The 18,070-nt window shown below is 70.7% G+C and carries 21 protein-coding genes; 9 read left to right on the plus strand and 12 right to left on the minus strand.

Features of this window, described 5'->3' with window-relative positions:
- Positions 1 to 428: 428 nt before the first annotated feature.
- The 4 genes from Q8S40_RS01550 to Q8S40_RS01565 form a co-directional block, all read right to left on the minus strand.
- Positions 429 to 1,400 carry a tripartite tricarboxylate transporter substrate binding protein gene (locus Q8S40_RS01550; RefSeq protein WP_304808125.1) on the minus strand — a complete coding sequence of 324 codons (972 nt, stop codon included), beginning with the start codon at positions 1,398 to 1,400 and terminating at the stop codon, positions 429 to 431.
- A gap of 99 nt (positions 1,401 to 1,499) precedes the next feature.
- Positions 1,500 to 2,471, minus strand: coding sequence for a tripartite tricarboxylate transporter substrate binding protein (locus Q8S40_RS01555; RefSeq protein ID WP_305669028.1), 972 nt, complete (start codon positions 2,469 to 2,471; stop codon positions 1,500 to 1,502).
- An 89-nt stretch (positions 2,472 to 2,560) separates the two neighbouring features.
- Positions 2,561 to 3,706, minus strand: coding sequence for an MFS transporter (locus Q8S40_RS01560; protein ID WP_305669029.1), 1,146 nt, complete (start codon positions 3,704 to 3,706; stop codon positions 2,561 to 2,563).
- A gap of 57 nt (positions 3,707 to 3,763) precedes the next feature.
- Positions 3,764 to 4,207: a hypothetical protein gene (locus Q8S40_RS01565; RefSeq protein WP_304808131.1), complete on the minus strand. Its 444-nt coding sequence runs from the start codon at positions 4,205 to 4,207 to the stop codon at positions 3,764 to 3,766.
- 136 nt (positions 4,208 to 4,343) lie between these two features.
- On the opposite strand from Q8S40_RS01565, the gene Q8S40_RS01570 reads away from it, so the two are divergent.
- Together Q8S40_RS01570 and Q8S40_RS01575 are read left to right on the plus strand one after the other, a co-directional pair.
- A complete protein-coding gene (locus Q8S40_RS01570; RefSeq protein ID WP_305669030.1) occupies positions 4,344 to 5,105 on the plus strand; it encodes a serine protease in 762 nt (253 codons plus the stop codon).
- Positions 5,106 to 5,343: 238 nt separating this feature from the next.
- Positions 5,344 to 5,796, plus strand: coding sequence for a septal ring lytic transglycosylase RlpA family protein (locus Q8S40_RS01575; protein ID WP_304808134.1), 453 nt, complete (start codon positions 5,344 to 5,346; stop codon positions 5,794 to 5,796).
- A gap of 29 nt (positions 5,797 to 5,825) precedes the next feature.
- Here Q8S40_RS01575 and Q8S40_RS01580 read toward each other — a convergent pair whose 3' ends face one another.
- Positions 5,826 to 6,083 (minus strand): DUF1127 domain-containing protein, encoded by a 258-nt coding sequence (locus tag Q8S40_RS01580; RefSeq protein ID WP_305669031.1) that lies wholly within the window; start codon positions 6,081 to 6,083, stop codon positions 5,826 to 5,828.
- Between the two features lie 109 nt (positions 6,084 to 6,192).
- Between Q8S40_RS01580 and Q8S40_RS01585 the strand changes: the two genes are divergently transcribed.
- A complete protein-coding gene (locus Q8S40_RS01585) occupies positions 6,193 to 7,149 on the plus strand; it encodes a LysR family transcriptional regulator (RefSeq protein WP_304808138.1) in 957 nt (318 codons plus the stop codon).
- A gap of 20 nt (positions 7,150 to 7,169) precedes the next feature.
- On the opposite strand, the gene Q8S40_RS01590 is transcribed toward Q8S40_RS01585, so the two are convergent.
- From Q8S40_RS01590 to Q8S40_RS01605, 4 genes are all read right to left on the minus strand, one after another.
- Positions 7,170 to 7,775, minus strand: coding sequence for a DUF882 domain-containing protein (locus tag Q8S40_RS01590; RefSeq protein ID WP_305669032.1), 606 nt, complete (start codon positions 7,773 to 7,775; stop codon positions 7,170 to 7,172).
- Complete coding sequence (locus Q8S40_RS01595) at positions 7,775 to 9,325, minus strand: murein L,D-transpeptidase (protein WP_305669033.1); 1,551 nt, start codon at positions 9,323 to 9,325, stop codon at positions 7,775 to 7,777. The genes Q8S40_RS01590 and Q8S40_RS01595 overlap by 1 nt, the downstream gene beginning before the upstream one ends.
- Before the next feature lie 193 nt (positions 9,326 to 9,518).
- Complete coding sequence (locus Q8S40_RS01600; RefSeq protein WP_305669034.1) at positions 9,519 to 9,758, minus strand: hypothetical protein; 240 nt, start codon at positions 9,756 to 9,758, stop codon at positions 9,519 to 9,521.
- A gap of 50 nt (positions 9,759 to 9,808) precedes the next feature.
- Positions 9,809 to 10,078, minus strand: coding sequence for a hypothetical protein (locus tag Q8S40_RS01605; RefSeq protein ID WP_305669035.1), 270 nt, complete (start codon positions 10,076 to 10,078; stop codon positions 9,809 to 9,811).
- A gap of 189 nt (positions 10,079 to 10,267) precedes the next feature.
- Between Q8S40_RS01605 and Q8S40_RS01610 the strand changes: the two genes are divergently transcribed.
- The 6 genes from Q8S40_RS01610 to Q8S40_RS01635 all read left to right on the plus strand — a co-directional run bounded on the left by Q8S40_RS01610 (position 10,268) and on the right by Q8S40_RS01635 (position 15,198).
- Positions 10,268 to 11,356 (plus strand): Ldh family oxidoreductase, encoded by a 1,089-nt coding sequence (locus Q8S40_RS01610; RefSeq protein WP_305669036.1) that lies wholly within the window; start codon positions 10,268 to 10,270, stop codon positions 11,354 to 11,356.
- Between the two features lie 12 nt (positions 11,357 to 11,368).
- Entirely contained in the window at positions 11,369 to 12,262 is an 894-nt protein-coding gene (locus Q8S40_RS01615; protein ID WP_305669037.1) for an oxaloacetate decarboxylase, read from the plus strand.
- The gene (locus Q8S40_RS01620; RefSeq protein WP_305669038.1) at positions 12,259 to 12,981 is read left to right on the plus strand and encodes a haloacid dehalogenase type II; all 723 of its coding nucleotides are present in this window, start codon (positions 12,259 to 12,261) and stop codon (positions 12,979 to 12,981) included. Before Q8S40_RS01615 ends, Q8S40_RS01620 begins: the two co-directional genes overlap by 4 nt.
- A gap of 47 nt (positions 12,982 to 13,028) precedes the next feature.
- Entirely contained in the window at positions 13,029 to 14,216 is a 1,188-nt protein-coding gene (locus Q8S40_RS01625) for a class I SAM-dependent methyltransferase (protein ID WP_305669039.1), read from the plus strand.
- Positions 14,217 to 14,278: 62 nt separating this feature from the next.
- A complete protein-coding gene (locus Q8S40_RS01630) occupies positions 14,279 to 14,836 on the plus strand; it encodes an NUDIX hydrolase (RefSeq protein ID WP_305669040.1) in 558 nt (185 codons plus the stop codon).
- A complete protein-coding gene (locus Q8S40_RS01635; RefSeq protein WP_304808152.1) occupies positions 14,833 to 15,198 on the plus strand; it encodes a hypothetical protein in 366 nt (121 codons plus the stop codon). Before Q8S40_RS01630 ends, Q8S40_RS01635 begins: the two co-directional genes overlap by 4 nt.
- A 9-nt stretch (positions 15,199 to 15,207) precedes the next feature.
- Here the strand turns inward: Q8S40_RS01635 and Q8S40_RS01640 are convergent, their stop codons facing one another.
- From Q8S40_RS01640 to Q8S40_RS01650, 3 genes are read right to left on the minus strand one after another with little or no spacing between them, the layout of a single operon-like run.
- Positions 15,208 to 16,221 (minus strand): transporter substrate-binding domain-containing protein, encoded by a 1,014-nt coding sequence (locus Q8S40_RS01640; protein WP_305669041.1) that lies wholly within the window; start codon positions 16,219 to 16,221, stop codon positions 15,208 to 15,210.
- A gap of 11 nt (positions 16,222 to 16,232) precedes the next feature.
- The gene (locus Q8S40_RS01645; RefSeq protein ID WP_305669042.1) at positions 16,233 to 17,267 is read right to left on the minus strand and encodes a transporter substrate-binding domain-containing protein; all 1,035 of its coding nucleotides are present in this window, start codon (positions 17,265 to 17,267) and stop codon (positions 16,233 to 16,235) included.
- Between the two features lie 12 nt (positions 17,268 to 17,279).
- Positions 17,280 to 18,056, minus strand: coding sequence for a hypothetical protein (locus Q8S40_RS01650; protein ID WP_305669043.1), 777 nt, complete (start codon positions 18,054 to 18,056; stop codon positions 17,280 to 17,282).
- Positions 18,057 to 18,070: the final 14 nt, after the last annotated feature.

The raw sequence follows: 18,070 nt of genomic DNA on the forward strand, positions 1-18,070 counted from the left end.
CATCTAACCATCAAAAACACAATTCCATCCGGCCACCCTTCCCCCCGCATCCATCAACCACCCCACCTCAGTGAGACAGCCACAGCGCAAGAGCCAAAGAGCAAACCAAATACTCTTCCCTCAACAGATATACAGATTGAATGAGCGGTGGGACCGATGGGCCGGCACCCCGTAGGGTACCAGCTTCTTTGTCCCGTTACCTCCGCCTCAGCGGGCCGATGAACTTAGCGAGTGTCTCGCTCGGGTTCAAGTGGCTGCCTCGTCGTCGGTGGGCGCTTTCTAATGGCGGGGTGGCCTCCTGTCAAATGGCCCCTCAGGCCCCCCTGCCCGCCCCGAAACCCCAGGCTTTCCCTGGCCTCGGCATGGAAAAGGGGCGGCCCCGGCGGGCCGCCCCTGTCATCAGGCTGCATTTTTCCTTGGAAAAAGTTTCAGCTGTCCAGGCGGATGTTGTTGTCGCGGATCACCTTGCCCCAGCGCTCGATCTCCGACGCCACGAAGGACCGCGCAACGGAAGGCGAGGATGCGACGATGTCGCAGCCCTGTTCCTCGATGCGGGCCTTCACCTCCGGCTCGTTCAGTACCTGCGTCAGCGCGGCGTGCATCCGGTCCACGATCGGCTGCGGCGTGCCGGCCCGGCCGAAGAAGGCCCACCAGGTCGGTGCCTCGAAATCGCCGAAGCCCTGCTGCGCGAAGCTCTGGGTTCCCGGCACATGCCGCGTCTCCCCCCGTGTCGTCACACCGAGCGGCCGCAGCGTGCCGGCGCGGATGTGCTGGGAGACGATGACCACGTTGGTCATGAACAGCGGGACCTCCCCCGAGATCGCGGCCAGCACAGCAGGTCCGCCGCCACGATAGGGCACATGGGTCATCCGGAAGCTGCTCTGCTGCTGCAGCAGGGTCGTGGCGATATGCGCCAGCCCGCCGACCCCGGAGGTCGCGTAGTTCAGGCGATCCGGGTCCTGCTTGGCCGCCGCCACCACATCCTGGAAATTCCGGAACGGCGTATCCTTGTGCGCCGTCATCACCAGGGGGCCGGTCGCCACCAGGCTGACCGGCACCAGCGCCTCCAGCGTCTGGTAGTTCAGCCGGAGCAGGGTTTGGTTCGGCGCCTCATTGTCATAGGCCAGCATCCAGGTGCTGCCATCCGCCGGCGCCCGCGCCATTTCGGTGGCGCCGATCGAGCCGGAAGCGCCGCCGCGATTCTCGATCACCACCGGCTGCCCAAGCAGCGCGGCCAGCCGCGGCTGGAACAGACGGGCGACCGTGTCGGTCGAGCCGCCCGGCGCCCACGGCACGATCAGCCGGATCGGCCGGTCCGGCCAGTTCCCCTGGGCGCGCGCCACGGCGGGCGCGGCCAGGCCCAGGGCCGCCAGGGTCATCAGATTGCGACGCTGCATCATCTGCAGAACTCCTCCCTTTATACGTTTCTCCGCCAAACTAAGGGCGGCGGCCCCGCTTCGCCAAGCCTTTGCTGTCGGGCCCGCGGCGAGGACTGGCCCTCAGCTATCGGCGCGGATGTTGTTCTCCCGGATCACGGCGCCCCATTTTTCGATCTCGGCGCGGACGAAGGCCTCGGTCTCGGCCGGGGTGGAACCGACGATGTCGGCGCCCTGCTCGGCCATCCGCGCCTGCACATTCTCCTCCGCCAGCACCCGCTTCACGGCCTGCTGCATGCGCGCCAGGATCGGCTGCGGGATGCCGGCCGGGCCGCAAAGCTGCCAGTAGGTCAGCGCCTCGAAGCCCGGGAAGCCTTGCCGGGTGAAGGGCACCACGCCGGGCAGGTAGCGGCTGTCGGTCTGCTGGGTCAGGCCCAGCGGCCGCAGCGCGCCGGCGCGGATGTGGGACAGGATGATGACGATGTTCGACATGAACAGCGGCACATGGCCTGCCAGGGAATCCTGCAGGGCGGGTCCGCCACCGCGATAGGGCACATGCTCCAGCCGGAAATCACCGCGCTGCTGCAGCAGCACCGTGGCGATATGCGCCCCGCTGCCGACTCCGGTGGTCGCGTAGTTCAGGGTCTGCGGCCGCGCCTTCGCGGCCTCCACCATCTGGGTGAAATTCTGGAATGGCGTGGAGGGATGGGTAACCAGCGCATAGGGACAGGTGCCGACCAGGGTGCAGAAGGAAAACGCCTCCATCACCCGGTAGGGCAGGCTCATCAGCGTTTCATTGGTGGCCAGCGTGTCATTCGCCAGCAGCCAGGTATGGCCATCCGGCGCCGCCCGCGCGGTTTCCGAAGACCCGACCGAGCCCGAGGCGCCGGCCCGGTTCTCCACCACCACCGGACGGCCCAGCAATTCGGTCAGCTTCGGCTGGAGGATGCGCGCCACGGTGTCATTCGACCCACCGGGAGGGAACGGCACGATGATCCGGACCGGCCGGTCCGGCCAGGCGCCCTGGGCGCGGGCGATCCAGGGTGTGGCGAGCAGCGCGGCAGTCGGTACGGCCAGCAGAGTGCGACGTTGCATCGCGTATTGTCTCCGTTTCCCTAAGCGTATTGCCGCATGCCAGAGCGCAACGATCAAGCATTGATCGCCATGGCGGCCATAGGTAACGCCTATGGCACCGCTCGATAGGCGCGCCGTGCCAGGGCCGCCCCGGCCAGGGCCAGCATGGCTCCCGCCAGCCCGGTCCAGGCCAGGCCCGCGGCCGCGATCACCACCCCGCCATAGGCCGCGCCCACGCCCTGCCCGGCCAGGATGAAGCCGCCATTCAGTGCCAGCGCCACCGATCGGTCCTCCGGCGCCAGGCGCATCAACCGCGCCTGCACCAGCGGCGCCAAGGCGAAAAGGGAGGCCGATCCGGCAAAAACCAGCAGGCTGAGCGGCGCCACGTGCCAGAAGGCCGGCGGCTGCGTCAGCAGCAGGGAATAGCCCAGCAGCGCCAGCGTCAGCACCAGGAACAGCGCCACCGGCACCCGCGCCCCGCCGCCATCGGCCAGCCGCCCGCCCAGGCCAATCCCCAGCAGGCTTCCCAGCCCGACAAAGACCTGCACCGCACCGATGCCGGACCCCTCGATCCGCGTCGTCGCCGTGACGATGGGGCCGAGATAGGCGGCGATGCAGAACAGCCCGGCGAAGGCCAGCAGGCTGGTGCCCAGCACCGCGAGGATGTCCGGCCGCAGCGCCATGCGGAGGGAGGCCGCGCCGCCACGATCCGTGCTCGGCAGACGCGGCAGGCCGACCCATACGGCCAGGGCCGCCACCGCCGCCAGGCTGCCGGCGAAGACGAAGGTGGCACGCCAGCCCAGCGCTCCGCCGATCGCGGTGCCGAGCGGGATGCCGAAGGAAAAGGCCAGCGTCAGCCCCGCCATCACCATCGCGATGGCCCGCCCGCGCTGCGCCGCCGGCACCAGCATCGAGGCCGCGACCGCAGGCAGCACCAGCGCCGCCGCCAGCGCCGTGACCACCCGGAGCGCCAGCGCGGTCGTGAAATCCGGCACCAGCGCGGTGGCCAGGTTGAGCAGCGCGATCAGCCCGAGGCCCAGGGTCAGCAACAGCCGCCGGTCCACCCGCGCGGTCAGCGCCGCAATCGGCGGCCCGGCAATGGCGAAGGTCAGCGCATAGATGGCAGCGAGCTGCCCTGCGGTCGCCAGGCTGACGCCCAGATCCTCCGCCATGCGGGCAATCAGGCCGGTGAAGGCATAGGCCCCGGTCGCCGCCGCGAATTGCGCGCCCGTCAGCAACCAGACTCGGCGATCCATGCTCACTCCTGCCCGGGCCACCTATATATGTGTGGGACCGCGAGCGTCAGGGGCGGTTCAGGCGGACCAGGGATCGCCCAGCTTCAGCCCGGCCCGCCGAAAGGCGCAGCCCAGCGCGATGGCGGCAGCCGTGGCGGCATAGGCCTGGTAGGGCGGCAGGCGCCGCAGCAGGCAGGCCAGGGCCTCCCGCCGCGGGCCGCGCTGCGCGCAGGACACGGCCAGCAGCAGCGCCGGCTCCTCCCCCACCAGGCGGGGACAGAGCGGGCAGCCGAGCGTCAGCGGGTGCTGCGCCAGGGTGCGCAGCAGCGCATCCAGTGGTTCGGCCGCCCCCATCGCATCCTCGGTTGCCAGCAGGCGGCGCACGGCCAGCAGGGCGGGCTGCCCCTGGCGGGCGGCCGCGGCCCAGGCGCGCGCGGAATCGATCAGCATCCGCTCCGCCACCGGCAGCGCATCGGCCTCCGCGCCGGTCCAGGGCCAATTGGGAAGGCCGGTTGTTGCCATGGAATCGCTCCTGCCTGATGGGTCATCGGTAGCGTAGTTGCGAGTCATTCGCAAACGATATGCGGGCCGGGGCGATTCAGGAAGCCGAAACCCCAGGCTGCGCAGCCTGTGGCGACATGCGGTCCAGGATGTTCCCATGCGATCCACGCGCCTACCGGGCCTCAAGCGCCTGCCACGCCTTTGTGCGGAGGCCGCCCGCACCCTTGGCTTCCTGTTGGCGGGGCTCGGCCTCGCCCTGGTGCTCGGTGCCTGCACCCGGCTGCCGGCGGAAGAAGCCCGCGGTGGGCCGGCCGCCGCGGCCGCCAGCTGCGGCTTCGCCGCGCTGTCGAGCCACGGCATACCGCTCGGCTCCGCCGTGGCGGTCGCGCCTGGCCGGCTGCTGACCAACGCCCATGTGCTGCCGGAGGGAATGGTTCATCTCCAGGCGCAGCGCGGCGACGCCGCGATGACGGTCCCGGCCGTGGTGGTGGCGCGCAGCGCGGCGCTGGATCTGGCCGTTCTGCGTGTTCCGCCGGGCGTTTTCGAACCCGTGCCGCTGGATTCGGCCGCACCGGATCCGGGCCAGCGAATCTGGGCCATCGGCGCCCCCTCCGCCGGGCCGGCGCTGGCCAGCGGACGGGTGGAGCAGACCAATACGGCCCTGGCCGGACGCGGCCCCGGCTTCACCGCCCGAATCGGTGCCCTGATGGGGTATTCTGGAGGGCCGGCGCTGGATGAAAATGGACGCCTGCGCGGCCTGGTGACCGCCCTGGTGAGCGACGGCCTCACCCCTGCACTTACCGCCCTGACCGGGATGGACCCTGGCGGCTTCTCACCTTCGCGTGAGAGGCGTGAGGTTTTTGTCCTATCCATCGGCGCCGCATTACACGAATCCAACCGGATCGCCCCGCCGGAGTGAGGCGAGCAAAGTCCGTGCTTGACCCGATGGGCCACCTGCGGCCCTAACACGGTGCCGCCCCCGACCCGGCGGCATCACCACCGCGACGCACCCCCCGGCGCGCCGCCTCGTCGCCATAAGGCACATGCAACCTCGGCTTCCGTCCGGGGTGCCATCGGTTCGGCCGTGACCCGGCCCCCTGGAACCGCGTGCCACCGAGGCCGCTCCTGATTTAGGGTGGCGTGAAGGAGGATCTGGATTGCCATACCTGCCGATGCGGCGCCTCGCGCTGCTGGCCTGCCTGGCCCTTGCCGCCGCTGCTCCGATGCCGACGGAAGCGAGTGATTTCTCGCCGCAACGCGGCATCGCTTCCTATTACCACCCCACCTATTTCACCGGCCGCCCCATGGCCAACGGCGACCGTTTCGATCCCAATTCCAACTCCGCCGCGCACCGCACCCTGCCCTTCGGCACCGTCGTCGAAGTGACCAATCTGCGGAACGGCCGCACCCGCACCGTGGTGATCGAAGACCGCGGCCCCTTCATCGACGGCCGGATCATCGACCTTTCGCCCCGCATCGCGGATGAACTCGGCATGCGGGAAGCCGGCCTCGCCAGGGTCGAAGTACGGCCGATCAGCGAAGCCGACCGGCTGATGGAGGCCTATAACAGCCGCCAGCCGATGATCGAGCTTGCCGAACAGATGGATTGAGCCCCCGGGGCGCGGTGCCCCGGGAAAGTCTAAAAGCCGCGCGGATGGATATTCCCCCGTGGGCCGACATCCCACGGCGCGCGCGCCGCCTCCGTCAGCGCCTCGCCGCGGCTGATGCCGATATCCTTCAGCATCCGGTCATCCATCTCCGCCAGGTACCGGCGGGTGGCGATGGTTCGCAGCGTCAGGGCCAGCCAGCCCAGCAACCCGTGGGCCGCCGCTGCGGTCCGCGCGAGGGGGGCAAGGTTCCGCCGCACGCCCCCGGGCGAGAGCAAGAAGCCGGACATGGAGCGCATTCCTTCTGCTGGTCGATCCACCGCCAGCATCGGACGCGCCCCGCCATCAGTAAAACGAGTTATATTGACGTAGCGCATCAAGATCCTTGATGCTCTCCGCATGGCACCCCTCGCCCCCCGGACCCTCGGCCTCGACCCCGATCTGCTGCGCGCCTTCGTGCTGATCGCCGAAGGCGGGTCCTTCACGCGCGCGGCGGACCGGCTCGGCCGCACCCAATCCGCCGTCTCCATGCAGATCCGGCGGCTGGAGGAGTTGCTCGGCCATCCGCTGCTGGTCCGCACCCCGCGCGGCGTGCAGGCCACGCCGCAGGGCGCCTGGCTGCTGGACCGTGCCCGCGATCTGCTGGCGCTGAATGACGAGATCATCGGAAATTTCCGCGCCCCGCCCATGGTCGGCTCGGTCCGGCTCGGCACGCCGGATGACTATGCGCTGAACTGGCTGCCCACCATCCTGGCCCGCTTCGCGGAGGCGCATCCGGCGGTGGAGCTGGATGTCACCTGCCTGAACTCCGATGTGCTTGTGGACAAGTTTCGCGACGGACAGCTCGATCTCACCCTGGTCAGCGAGGGTCAGGAACCGCCAGGCGTTCAGGCGCAGCGCATCTGGCGCGGCCCGCTGCGCTGGGTCGGCAGCCCGGCGCATGGCCTGCACCGGCGGGACCCGCTGCCCCTCGCCCTGTCCCGGCCGAACGAGAACCCCGCCCGCCCCGACCATGCCTGCGCCTGGCGCAGCGCGGCGCTGGAGGCGTTGCAGGCGGCGGGGCGACCGGCGCGCGTCACCTACAATTCCGCGACACAGACCGGCTGCTTCACCGTAGCGCTGGCAGGCCTCGCGCTGACCGTCAGCACGCCCACCACCCTGCCGCTCGGCCTGTCCTGGATGGGTGAGGCCGAGGGCCTGCCGCCCCTGCCGGATATGGGCATCCTGCTGCTGCGCCAGCCCGCGGCACGCGGCGTGCCCGCGGTGGATACGCTGGCCGAACACATAACGGAGGGCTTCCTGCGTGCCAGCGATGGCACCCTGGCCCTGCCGGCGGCTGCGACGATCGCCGCCTGACGGCTACCAGCGACGAACGCCTACCAGCGACGAACCGGCCCGCAATCCAGATGGACGAAGCCATCGCGGGAATACAGGCCGACGCCGCCCAGCCGCATCTCCGAGGCCAGCCGCGCGAGTTGCACGGCGCTCCGCCCCGGCAGGCGGCAGTCGGCGGCCATGCCCGACATGTGCAGCGAGACGCGGGAGACCCGGCGGCTGCGGCTGGCATTACCGGCATTGGTCTCCGGCGTGCGGTAGCCGCTGACCACCTCGAAGGGCTCGTCGCTGTCCATCTGGCGGGCGACGGTGGACATCACGTCGAACAGCCGAGGGTCCATCGGCGTGGTCTCGGCCCGGGACAGGTCGCGGAACACATAATCCAGCCGGCGCAGCGCATCCCGGTCATAACGGCCATCGCGGAAATAGACGCCGGAAAAGCTTTCGAGGGTCACCTGCCGGCGCACCCGCAGGCTGCGCGTGGCGCCCTGCGCCAGCACCGGGCCGGATGCGACCACGCCCACCCCGGCCAGCACCGCCGCCAGCACCCCGCGCCGCGGCACGGCCTCCACCGGCACCAGCGATTCCGGGCCGCAGCACGGGCAGGCGCCGGACCACAGGCCGCCATGGCCAAAGGGCTTCCGCATCACTGGCGCGCCAGCCCCGCCACCAGCGGCCTGGGCGCGGCGGCCATGGCGCGCGCATAGGCCGCATCGAGGCGGTAGATGTCCGGCCGGATCCGCACCCGGCCGCCGGGTTCCACGATCACCGTGTTGTAGTGCAGCCGCACCGGCAGGCTGCGGCCCAGCGACACCCCGCTGGTGGTGCGGCTGGCCAGGGCCCGTTCGGCACGCGCCATGTTCCAGCCGGGCGTTCCCTCCAGCATCACCTCCATCAGCGCGTTCGGCTCCGCCAGGCGGATGCAGCCGGAGGAGAAGGCGCGGTCGGGGCGGCGGAACAAATGGCGGTCCGGCGTGTCGTGAAGGAAGATGTCCTCGGTATTCGGCATGATGAATTTCAGCCGGCCCAGCGCCGAGCTGTCGCCGGCATCCTGCCGCACGAAATAGGGGAAGCGCTGGCCGTTGATGCTGGACCAGTCGATGGTGCGCGGGTCGATCTCCATGCGTTCGCCGCCGACGATGGTGAAGACGCGGAAGCCGCGTTCCATCATCGCCTGGGGGTCGCGGCGGAAGCGCGGCAGCAGGTCTTCCCGCGCATTGCGCTCCGGCACGCCCCAGGGCGGGTTGAACTGGATGGCAGTCAGCCGCACGGCCATCATCGGCGTGGCGCGGTCCGGCCGGCCGACGATGACGGCCATGGAAAGCACCTCCCGCTCCCCCTCCATCACCTGGAGGCGGTAGTCGGGCACGTTGACCTCCACCCGGCGTTCCGCCGGCGGCGGCGCGGCAGCGCGGCGCATGTCGAGCGCCACGCGCAGCTGGTCCACCCGCGCGGTCAGCGGCCGGTTCAGCAGGCCGAGGGAAATGCGGCCGACGCGGCCATCCACCTGCAGCCCATTGTCGGCCTGCCAGCGGCGGACCGCTTCCTCGAGCACCGCGTCGTACAATGCGCCGGCATCCGGCGCGGCGGCCAGCACCGGGTCCTCCACCGCGATGCGGGCGCGCAGCAACGGCACGCGGACGGGATCGACCATGCCCGGGTCGATCGTCGCCTCGCCGGGAATCGGCGTGAAGGGCGTGGCGGCGATCTGCCGCTGGCGGGCGAGCTCGGCCTTCAGCGCCGCCGCCCCCTGTGGCCGCAGCGCCGCACGGTCGATCAGCGCGGCCGGGTCCGGCGTGTTGGCGAGTTCCGTCAGCCAGGCCTGGAGGCCCACGGCGGAATGGTCCCGCCGCAGGTCCGGCCGGTCCGGCAGGCTGCGCACGCGGCCCAGCAGCAGGTCCGACAGCGCGGCGGCGGAGGCCGCATGCAGGGCTGCCCGGTAGCCGGCAGGGTTGCTGGCCGCCAGGGTGCTGTCCGGTATGCCATAGTGGCGCGGGTCGAGCCCGTCCTCCTCCAGCCGCAGCAGGCGGTCGACCAGCCGGAGTAGTGCATCCGTGGCCGGCAGCGGCGCAAAGCCGGGCGAGGCATTGGCCGGCATGGCGACGGGCAGGTTCACGGGCTGGGCGCGCTGGGCTGACGCCGGGGCTGCGACCAGGGCGAGGGCTGCGGCGAGGAGCGGCCGGCGTTCGATCTGCATCGTCCTGAAATACCGAAGCGGGGGCCGGGTTGCAAACACCGCGTTCGTTTCAGTCGTTTCGTGGCAATGCTTAACAGCGAATCGTTCGGATCGTGAACGATCCACTTGCACGTGCCACGGCCCTCGCGCGCTGGCCTGACGAGGCGGTCCAGGCCGCGGTCCGTGCTGGCGCCGCACGCTGGGCACACGAAATTCAGCCGAGGGCGAGATACAGGACCCAGGCCAGCAACGCCGCGAGCGCCAGCACCAGAAGGCCGGAGCCGATGGCGGCCAGACCCTCCCCCCGTCGCGCGCCTTCCTCCGGCTTGGCGATCGGGCGCGAGGGTGGCAGTGCGCCCCGCGGGGTGAAGGGATTGGGGCGCGAGGGCGCCAGACCGGGCGCGGCCCGCACCGCACCGCGATCGGCGTCGAGGGGGTAGGAACGTTCGGTCATCGCCTGGCTCCGTCCCGGGCAACGACCCGGCGCCAGGACCAACGCGCCGATCAGCCGGCGGTGAGCAGCCAGCCGAGAAAAATAATCGCCGCGGCCGCGAGCGCCAGCCCCTTCAAGGTTGCCCAGATCTCGGAGCGATCACCGACCGTTTCCGCTTCCTCGGGCAGGTAGTTCGGTCGCTGCGGCAATTCGCCATGGGCGAAGGGATCCCTCCGCCGGCTTACGGTGGCTTTCTCGGCCAGGGGCGCGGTGGGATGGAGGCGCTGGACGGCCGGGGCCTCCGCGTCGCGCGCCGCTTCGGTGGAATTTCGTCCGGACATGTCGGGGAGCCTCCGCAGTCGTTCCGAGGGGGGAGAGTCCAATACCGCGGCGGAGGCTAACAGCGGCAACCGCACCGGCACAATCACATTGATTCTAATGCAATTTTCAGCCAGGCCGGACCCGTGATTGACGCCTCGCCCGCCCGGGTGCACCCCTTGCAAAACTGGTAAAGTGGAAACGGCGAAGACATGCGGGCAAGTGCGGACAGCGTGCGGGCGCAGATCCTGGCCATATTGGAGGCCTGGGGCATGCCCGGGGATCTGGCGGCGGAAACCGCGGAGGTGATGCTGGACACCGACCTCGCGGGCGTGGACAGCCACGGCATCGGCATGCTGGCGAGCTATGAGGGCATGCGCCAGGTCGGCCAGGTGAAGCTGAATGCACGGCCCCGCATCCAGAGCGAAACCGGCGCGGTGGCGCTGGTGGATGGCGGCGCGGGGCTGGGCCACCCGGCGGCCGGCTACGCGATGCGGCTGGCGATCCAGCGCGCCAAGCAGCACGGCATCGGCGCCGTTGCCGTCCGCAACAGCCACCATTTCGGCGCCGCCGGCTGGTATGTGAAGCTGGCGGCCAAATCCGGCTGCATCGGCCTGGTCACCAGTGGCACCCGCACCATGGCGATGGTGCCGACGCATGGCGCGGTGCCGGTGCTCGGCACCAACCCAATCGCCTTCGCCGCCCCCGGCCAGCGCCAGCCGCCGGTGGTGCTGGACATGGCGACCACCACCGCGGCGGCCAACAAGGTTCGCGCCCGGGCACTCCGCAACAAGCCGATTCCGGCCGGCTGGGTGATGGACGGCGCCGGCAACCCGGTGACGGAGGGCGCCGCCGCCGTGGCGCAGGTGTTCGAGAAGCCGGAGGGCGGGCTTTCCCCGGTCGGCGGCACCCCGGACATGGCCAGCCACAAGGGCTACGGGCTGGCGCTGATGGCGCATATCCTGGGCGCCACCCTGTCCGGTGCCTCATTCTCCCCGATCCGGGTGAAGACCCAGCGGCCGGAGGATCCGGACGATATCGGCCATTTCATGCTGGCGATCGACCCCTGCGCCTTCCGGCCGGAGGGCGATTTCCAGCAGGATTTGGACCAGGCGGTGGATGTGCTGCGCGCCACGCTGCCCGCCGACCCGGCCCAGCCGGTGCTGGTGCCCGGCGACCCGGAACGCGCCGAACATGCCGAGCGCAGCGCGCATGGCATCCCGATTCCGCCCGCGCTGGAGGCGCAGATCCGCGGCATCGCGGAACGTGCCAATGTGCCTTTCCTGCTGACGAACGCCTGAAGGACCCGCCCCATGCCGCACCCCTCGCTCCGCCAGGCGCTTGCCGCCGATGAATTCGTCCTCGCCCCCGGCGTGTTCGACATGATCTCCGCCAAGGTGGCCGATGGCATGGGCTTCAAGGCGCTCTACGCCACCGGCTTCGGCGTCACCGCATCCCATCTCGGCCTGCCGGATGCGGGGATCGCGACCTACACGGACATGGTCAGCCGCATGGGCACCATCGCCCGCGGCTGCAACACCCCGGTGATCGCCGATGCCGATACCGGCTATGGTGGCCTGTTGAATGTGCGCCACACGGTGCGCGGCTATGAGGATGCGGGCGTCACCGCCATCCAGATGGAGGACCAGGAAGTCCCCAAGAAATGCGGCCACACGCCCGGCCGCAAGGTGATTCCGGCGGAGGAAATGGCGCTGAAGATCCGCGTCGCCGCCGAGACCCGCCGCAGCGCCGATTTCCTGATCATCGCGCGCACCGACAGCCGCACCACCCTCGGGCTGGATGAGGCGATCCGCCGCGGCAAGATGTTCGCCGAGGCCGGCGCCGATGTGATCTTCATCGAGAGCCCGGAAAGCGAGGCCGAGATGGCCGAGGTCGGCCGCCAGATCAAGAAGCCGCTCTTCGCCAACATGGTCGAGGGCGGCCGCACCCCGATCGTCCCGGCGGACCGGCTGCATGCCATGGGCTACCGCATCGCGATCTACCCGGCGGTGGGCTTCCTGACGGTCGCGGCGGCGCTGCAGAAGGCCTATGGCCAGCTCAAGGCCGATGGCCACTCCAACAACATGGGCGTCAATGACGCCTACAGCTTTGCCAGGATGTGCGAGCTGATGGGCTTCCCGGATGTCTGGGAGTTCGACAAGAAATGGGCGGCGGAGGCGGGCAACCTGCCCAAGGCCGCCGAATGATGCCGCCGGTTCAGGCGCTTCTGTTCGACGTCTTCGGCACCGTCGTCGATTGGCGGTCCTCCATCGCCCGCGACGCCGCGCCCTTCCTGGCGCGCCACCTACCAGGCGTGGATGGCGCCGCCTTCGCCGATGCCTGGCGCCGGCGCTACCAGCCTGCGATGGAGGCAGTGCGAACCGAGGCGCGGCCCTTCACCAGGCTCGACATCCTGCACCGGGAAAACCTGGAGGGCGTGCTGCGCGACCACGGGCTGGACCCGGCCAGCCTGGATGAGGCGGAGCTGGATGGACTGAACCGCCTATGGCACCGGCTTGACCCCTGGCCGGACAGCGTGGCCGGGCTGCACCGGCTGAAGACCCGCTTCATCATCGCGCCGCTGTCCAACGGCAACATCGCGCTGCTGCTGAACATGGCCAAGCGGGCCGGCCTGCCCTGGGACACGATCCTCGGCGCCGAGGCATCGCAGGCCTACAAGCCGAACCGGGAGGCCTATCTGCGGACCGCGGAGATCCTCGGCCTGGCGCCGGAGGCCTGCATGCTGGTGGCTGCCCATAATGGCGACCTGGCCGCCGCCCGGCGCTGCGGCTTCCGCACCGCCTTCATCGCCCGGCCCACCGAATACGGCCCGGACCAGGCGAAGGATCTGGTGGCGGAGCAGGATTGGGATTTCGTCGCGCCCAGCTTCCCGGCGCTGGCCGACCAGCTCGGTTGCCCCGCATGAGGCGGCCCGCTTAACTGCCCCGCATCGCAGCAGGCGCCCGAGACCGCATGTCCTTCCCGCATGACGACACCGTCTGGGCCGAGACGGCCCAGTTCCTGCGCGGCCGCCTCGCGCCGGCGGACCGCGTGGTGGCGCCGGACCCGTTCCGCTGGGCGATCCCCCGCGCCGAGCCCTTCGCCGCAGCCACCGGCCGGGCGCCGGCCGATTTTGCCTGGGTCGTGGCGCATAAGGGCGAGCTGGACCGCATACCGCGCGGCTTCCTCGATGCGCTGGCGCGGCAGGGCGTGCCGGTTTTCGCCAACCCGGTCTTCGTCGTCTTCGCCCCCACCGCCAGCCCGGATTTGCCCGACCTGACCGAAACCGACCATGTCCGCGCCTTCGAGGTGAACCGCCTCGCCTTGCCGCCAGAGCCGGAGCCGGAGCCGGAACCGGAACCCGCGCCCATGGTGGCCGAGGCGTCCGCCCCACGCCCCCTGCCCGCGCTCATCCCCCCTGCCCGGCCGCGCCCGCCGCGCACCCCGCCACGGCGGAGCGAAGTGCCGCCGCGCCCCTGGCTGCTGCCCGGCGGCACCCCCGGCCCGGCGCGGGAGGCCGCCTTCCAGGCCGAGCTGGACCGGCTGGTGGCGGAATACCTGGGTGAGGCGCGGGCGGAAGCGGTGCTCGACATCGCCTGCGGGGCGGGTCGCCTCGGTGGGCTGCTGCCGGGCGCGGCGCGCATCACCGGCATCGACATCTCCCAGGCCGCGCTGGATGCGGCCGCGATTCGCCATGGCGGCGATGCACGCTTCGACTTCGCCCGCATGGATGCCGCGCGGCTCAGCTTCCCCGATGCCAGCTTCGACACCGCCCTGCTGCTGGACAGCCTGGAGACGCTGGCCGACCCCGCCGCCACCTTCGCCGAAGCCGCCCGCGTGCTGGCCCAGGGTGGCCGCCTGATGCTCTCCGCCATGAACCGCGACAGCCTGGCGCTGCGCGCGTTGCGCCGCCTGGGGGCGGAGGTGGCACCGCTGGGTTTCACGCCGGGCGAGGTCACCGGCATGTTGCGCGCCGCCGGGCTGGTGGTGACGCGCAGCGATGGCTGTTTCCTGTCCCCCGGCTGGTCCCTGCCCGGTGCCGCGCCCGGCCTGGCGGCGCTGGAGGAGGACCCGGAATTCATCGAGGCCGCCCGCCGCCTGGGCCGCCGCGCCGGGCCGGAGGATTCGCTGGCCTTCGTGCTGCTGGCGCGAAAAGGCTAGGCTAGCCAGGGCGTGATCCGCCACGGCTTGCGAAGCGGCCCGGCCAGCGCCACCCTTGTGCCATGGCGCATGACACGGCCCGATTCACCCGCATAACGCCCCCAGGGGAAGACCGTGAACGGCTGACTTGCGGCGATTGCGGCTATATCGCCTACGAAAATCCCAAGATCGTGGTCGGCTCCGTTGTCGGGGTCGAGGGCAAGGTGCTGCTCTGCCGCCGCGCCATCGAACCGCGCCGTGGCTTCTGGACCATCCCGGCCGGCTACATGGAACTCGGCGAGACGGTGGAGGAAGGCGCAAGGCGCGAGGCGCAGGAGGAAGCCTGCGCCGATCTGCGGCTGGATGGCGTGCTGGCGGTCTATTCCATCGCCCGGATCGGCCAGGTGCAGATCCTGTTCCGCGCGGCCCTCGCCAGCCCCGGCTTCGCCGCGGGGCCGGAGAGCCTGGAGGTGCGACTGTTCGCCTGGGACGAAATCCCCTGGGCGGAGCTGGCCTTCCCCTCGGTCCATTGGGTGCTTCGGGCGTGGCGGGAGGCCGGGGACGGCCCGCTTGGCGCGCCGCGGGGCAACCCGCCGGAGGACCGCCGCGGTATCACGCCCTTGGCGGAAGCGGCGCTATGAGGCGCCGTTTCCTATTGAGCGCCGGCCTCGCGCTGCTGGCGCCGGCATCGGCGCTGGCGCAGCGGCGCGGCGCGGCGGATGCGCTTCCCCTGCCGGAACCACCGCCTCCGGCCCCGCCCCTGCCCGGCATGATGCGCCCCCCGGTGGTGCTGGGCGACCTGGCGCCGATGCCCAACCGGAACATCCAGGCCCCACCCGACATCTTCGGCAATCCGGTCGGGCCGCGGCTGGAGCCGATGATCATCGACGAGCGTGAACAGCAGCGGGGCTTCACCTTCGGCCGCGAACATCTGTCGGACCGGCAGGATGTGCTGCTGAAGGACCTGGCGCCCGGCGCGCGGCTCAGAATCCCGATCGAGTAACGACGGGCCTCAGCGCATCGGGATCGGGTACATCAGCCCGCCGCGGTTCCACAGCGCGTTCAGCCCACGATCCAGCTTCAGCGCCGAACCCTGGCCAAGACTGCGCTCGAACACCTCGCCATAATGGCCGACTTGGCTCAATACCTGAAACGCCCAATCATCCGGCAGGCCCAGCGGCGCGCCCAGACCAGGCTCCACGCCGAGGATGCGGCGCACCAGCGGGGATGGATCGGCGCGGCGGGCGGCGGCATTGGTGGTGCCGATATCCTGCGCCTCGCCCTCCAGCATCACATTCACCACCCAGAACACCAGGCTGCGCCAATGCGGGTCGCCATCGCGCACCAGGGGGCCCAGCGGCTCGCGGCTGATGATGTCCGGCAGCAGGCGATGCGCCGCGGGGTCCGCGGTGCCGGTCTGGCGCAGCACGATCAGGCCGGACATGTCGGCGCTGACCGCATCGCAGCGCCCGGCGGCATAGTCATCCCGCAGCCCGGTGAAGGCGGGGGCCTCCACCGGCGTGGTGCGGATTCCCAGGCGGCGCGCGACGTCGGATTGCGCCTGTGCGTTCGAACTGCCGGCGACGACGCAGACGCGCTTGCCATCCAGGGCCTTGGGATCGGTGATGCCGGAGGCGACCGGCACCAGGAAACCCTGGCCATCATTGAAGTTGGTTCCGGCCGGCGCCAGGCCGAGATCTGTATCCCGGCCCATGGTCTGGGTCAGGTTGCGGCTGGCGACATCCACGCTTCCCTCACGCAGCGCCGCGAGGGCCTGCGGCGTGGTCAGCCCGATGAAGCGCACCTTGTTCGCATCGCCCAGCGCGGCGGCCGCGATGGCGCGGCAGGTATCCGCATCCAGGCCACGGACGATGCCCTGAACATCGGCCTGGGCGAAGCCGGGCAGGCCGGCATTGGTGGCGCACAGCAATTCACCCCGCGCGCGCACCTGTTCGAGCGTGGTCTGTGCGGTGGCCGGCAGGGCCGTGAGGGCGGCAAGCAGGCCGAGGATCAGCGTCTGTCGCATCGGCTTGCTCCTCAGCGCAGCGGCAGGGGGAACATCAGCCCCCCGCGCTGCCAATTGTCATTGGCGCCACGATCCAGGCCGAAACGGCTGCCCGCGCCCAGGTTGCGGTCGAACACCTCGGCATAGGAGCCGACCTGCGACAGCACGCGCTGCGACCAGTCGCCGTCCAGGCCGATATTCCGGCCCAGCCCCTCATCCACCCCGATCAGCCGGCGCAGCACCGGGTCGTTCGACTGCACCATGTCGATCAGGTTGGTGCTGGTGACACCGAACTCATCGGCCTCCAGCATCGCCTGCACCACCCAGAACACCACCTGGCGCAGTTTCTCCTCCCCCTCCCGCACCAGCAGGCCGAGCGGTTCGCGGCTCAGCATCTCAGGCAGCAGGATGAAGTCATCCGGGTTCGGCAGTTCCGTCACGCGGCGGATGGCAAGCTGGGAGGCATCGGTGGAGGCCGCCTCGCAGCGCCCATCGACCAAGGCCTGAAGCAGTGCCGGGCCGCCACCGGCCTCGATGACGGTGACGCTGATCCCGCGCCGCGCGGCCTCGCTCTCCACCACCTCCCGCCCCGCGGTGCCGGTGATGCCGGTGACGCAGACCCGCTTGCCATCCAGGTGCCACAGGCCGGCGATGCCGGAATCGCGGCCAACCAGCAGGCCCTGGCCGTCGAAGAAGGTCAGGCCGGCGAAGGCGACCTGGTGCATCGTCTCCCGCGAGTAGGTGAAGGTGGTGTTGCGGGCCAGCAGGTCGATCTGCCGCGCGCCGAGTGCCGTCATGCCGACCTCCGGCGTCTCGATCGGCACGAAGCGCACGCGGGCAGCATCGCCCAGCGCGGCGGCAGCGACGGCGCGGCAGAAATCGGCATCGAAGCCGCGCATGGCGCCCTGCGCGTCCGGCGCGGAGAAACCGGGCAGTGCGCCGTTCACGCCGCAGACCAGTTCGCCCCGGGCACGGATGCTGGCCAGTGCGTCGCCGGCGGGCTGCGCCTGGATGGCAGGCGCCACCAGGCAGACGGCAAGGAGGGTGGCGGAGAGGAGGTTGCGCATTTTCATGTCCGCCTAGCAGCCGGAGGCCGCAAGGCGGCAGGTAACGCCCGGAAGGCCGCGGCAGGCTTCCATCGCCTCCGCCTCCGCCGCCTGTACCGTCTCGCCGAGGCCGGGGAAGTTGCGGGCCAGCACCATGGTGCTGATGTCGCCGGTCATCACCACCGCATTCGGATGCCGCGTGACAGCCTGCACCAGGGCGCCGCAGCGATTGACGATCTCGCCCTGGAACTTGCAGGGAACGCGCCCGGCCTGGGCCTGGCAGGCGCGCACCGCGGCGGTGTTCACCGCCAGCCGGTCGGCGGAGCCATTGCCGAAGCCGAAGGCGGGCAATGGCGCATCCGTGGCATAGACGGCGCCGAAGCGGCTATTGGCCGGCGCGGCCGCCTGCCCGCCGGCCACCTGCACCCCCATGCCGGTACCGCCCGGCGCCGCCGGCGCGCGCCCCACAGGCTGAAAGCACGGGCCGGCCGCGACGCCGCCGCCGAGCGCACCGCAGACCGAAACGCTCAGCCGTGCGAAGCGCTGGGGCGGCAGCGACATCCGGTATTGCGCGCCCTCGCGGCAGCGGAAATCCCAATAGGCGGTGCGGCCCTGGTCGAACCCGGCGAAATAGCTTGCGATCACCGCCTGGCAGCCCATGCCGCCGCCGGAGAGCACGCGGAAGACCTCCGCCTGCCGGGCCTGTTCCGTCAGGTTGGTGACCTGATCATGCAGCGGGTTGCCCGACTGTGCCTGCGCGACAGTTGGCAGAAGAAGCAGAAGGGCGAAAGCAAACCACGTTCGGCGCATCTTGCGTCGTCTCC

The organism is Falsiroseomonas sp. (genome assembly GCF_030695085.1).
Lineage (GTDB): Bacteria > Pseudomonadota > Alphaproteobacteria > Acetobacterales > Acetobacteraceae > Falsiroseomonas.

Bases quoted from the DNA above. Each gene is read 5' to 3' on its own strand.
- Q8S40_RS01550 (WP_304808125.1), bottom strand. From the start codon at position 1,400: ATGATGCAGCGTCGCAATCTGATGACCCTGGCGGCCCTGGGCCTGGCC.
- Q8S40_RS01555 (WP_305669028.1), bottom strand. From the start codon at position 2,471: ATGCAACGTCGCACTCTGCTGGCCGTACCGACTGCCGCGCTGCTCGCC.
- Q8S40_RS01560 (WP_305669029.1), bottom strand. From the start codon at position 3,706: ATGGATCGCCGAGTCTGGTTGCTGACGGGCGCGCAATTCGCGGCGGCG.
- Q8S40_RS01565 (WP_304808131.1), bottom strand. From the start codon at position 4,207: ATGGCAACAACCGGCCTTCCCAATTGGCCCTGGACCGGCGCGGAGGCC.
- Q8S40_RS01570 (WP_305669030.1), top strand. From the start codon at position 4,344: ATGCGATCCACGCGCCTACCGGGCCTCAAGCGCCTGCCACGCCTTTGT.
- Q8S40_RS01580 (WP_305669031.1), bottom strand. From the start codon at position 6,083: ATGTCCGGCTTCTTGCTCTCGCCCGGGGGCGTGCGGCGGAACCTTGCC.
- Q8S40_RS01585 (WP_304808138.1), top strand. From the start codon at position 6,193: ATGGCACCCCTCGCCCCCCGGACCCTCGGCCTCGACCCCGATCTGCTG.
- Q8S40_RS01590 (WP_305669032.1), bottom strand. From the start codon at position 7,775: ATGCGGAAGCCCTTTGGCCATGGCGGCCTGTGGTCCGGCGCCTGCCCG.
- Q8S40_RS01595 (WP_305669033.1), bottom strand. From the start codon at position 9,325: ATGCAGATCGAACGCCGGCCGCTCCTCGCCGCAGCCCTCGCCCTGGTC.
- Q8S40_RS01600 (WP_305669034.1), bottom strand. From the start codon at position 9,758: ATGACCGAACGTTCCTACCCCCTCGACGCCGATCGCGGTGCGGTGCGG.
- Q8S40_RS01605 (WP_305669035.1), bottom strand. From the start codon at position 10,078: ATGTCCGGACGAAATTCCACCGAAGCGGCGCGCGACGCGGAGGCCCCG.
- Q8S40_RS01610 (WP_305669036.1), top strand. From the start codon at position 10,268: ATGCGGGCAAGTGCGGACAGCGTGCGGGCGCAGATCCTGGCCATATTG.
- Q8S40_RS01615 (WP_305669037.1), top strand. From the start codon at position 11,369: ATGCCGCACCCCTCGCTCCGCCAGGCGCTTGCCGCCGATGAATTCGTC.
- Q8S40_RS01620 (WP_305669038.1), top strand. From the start codon at position 12,259: ATGATGCCGCCGGTTCAGGCGCTTCTGTTCGACGTCTTCGGCACCGTC.
- Q8S40_RS01625 (WP_305669039.1), top strand. From the start codon at position 13,029: ATGTCCTTCCCGCATGACGACACCGTCTGGGCCGAGACGGCCCAGTTC.
- Q8S40_RS01630 (WP_305669040.1), top strand. From the start codon at position 14,279: ATGGCGCATGACACGGCCCGATTCACCCGCATAACGCCCCCAGGGGAA.
- Q8S40_RS01635 (WP_304808152.1), top strand. From the start codon at position 14,833: ATGAGGCGCCGTTTCCTATTGAGCGCCGGCCTCGCGCTGCTGGCGCCG.
- Q8S40_RS01640 (WP_305669041.1), bottom strand. From the start codon at position 16,221: ATGCGACAGACGCTGATCCTCGGCCTGCTTGCCGCCCTCACGGCCCTG.
- Q8S40_RS01645 (WP_305669042.1), bottom strand. From the start codon at position 17,267: ATGCGCAACCTCCTCTCCGCCACCCTCCTTGCCGTCTGCCTGGTGGCG.
- Q8S40_RS01650 (WP_305669043.1), bottom strand. From the start codon at position 18,056: ATGCGCCGAACGTGGTTTGCTTTCGCCCTTCTGCTTCTTCTGCCAACT.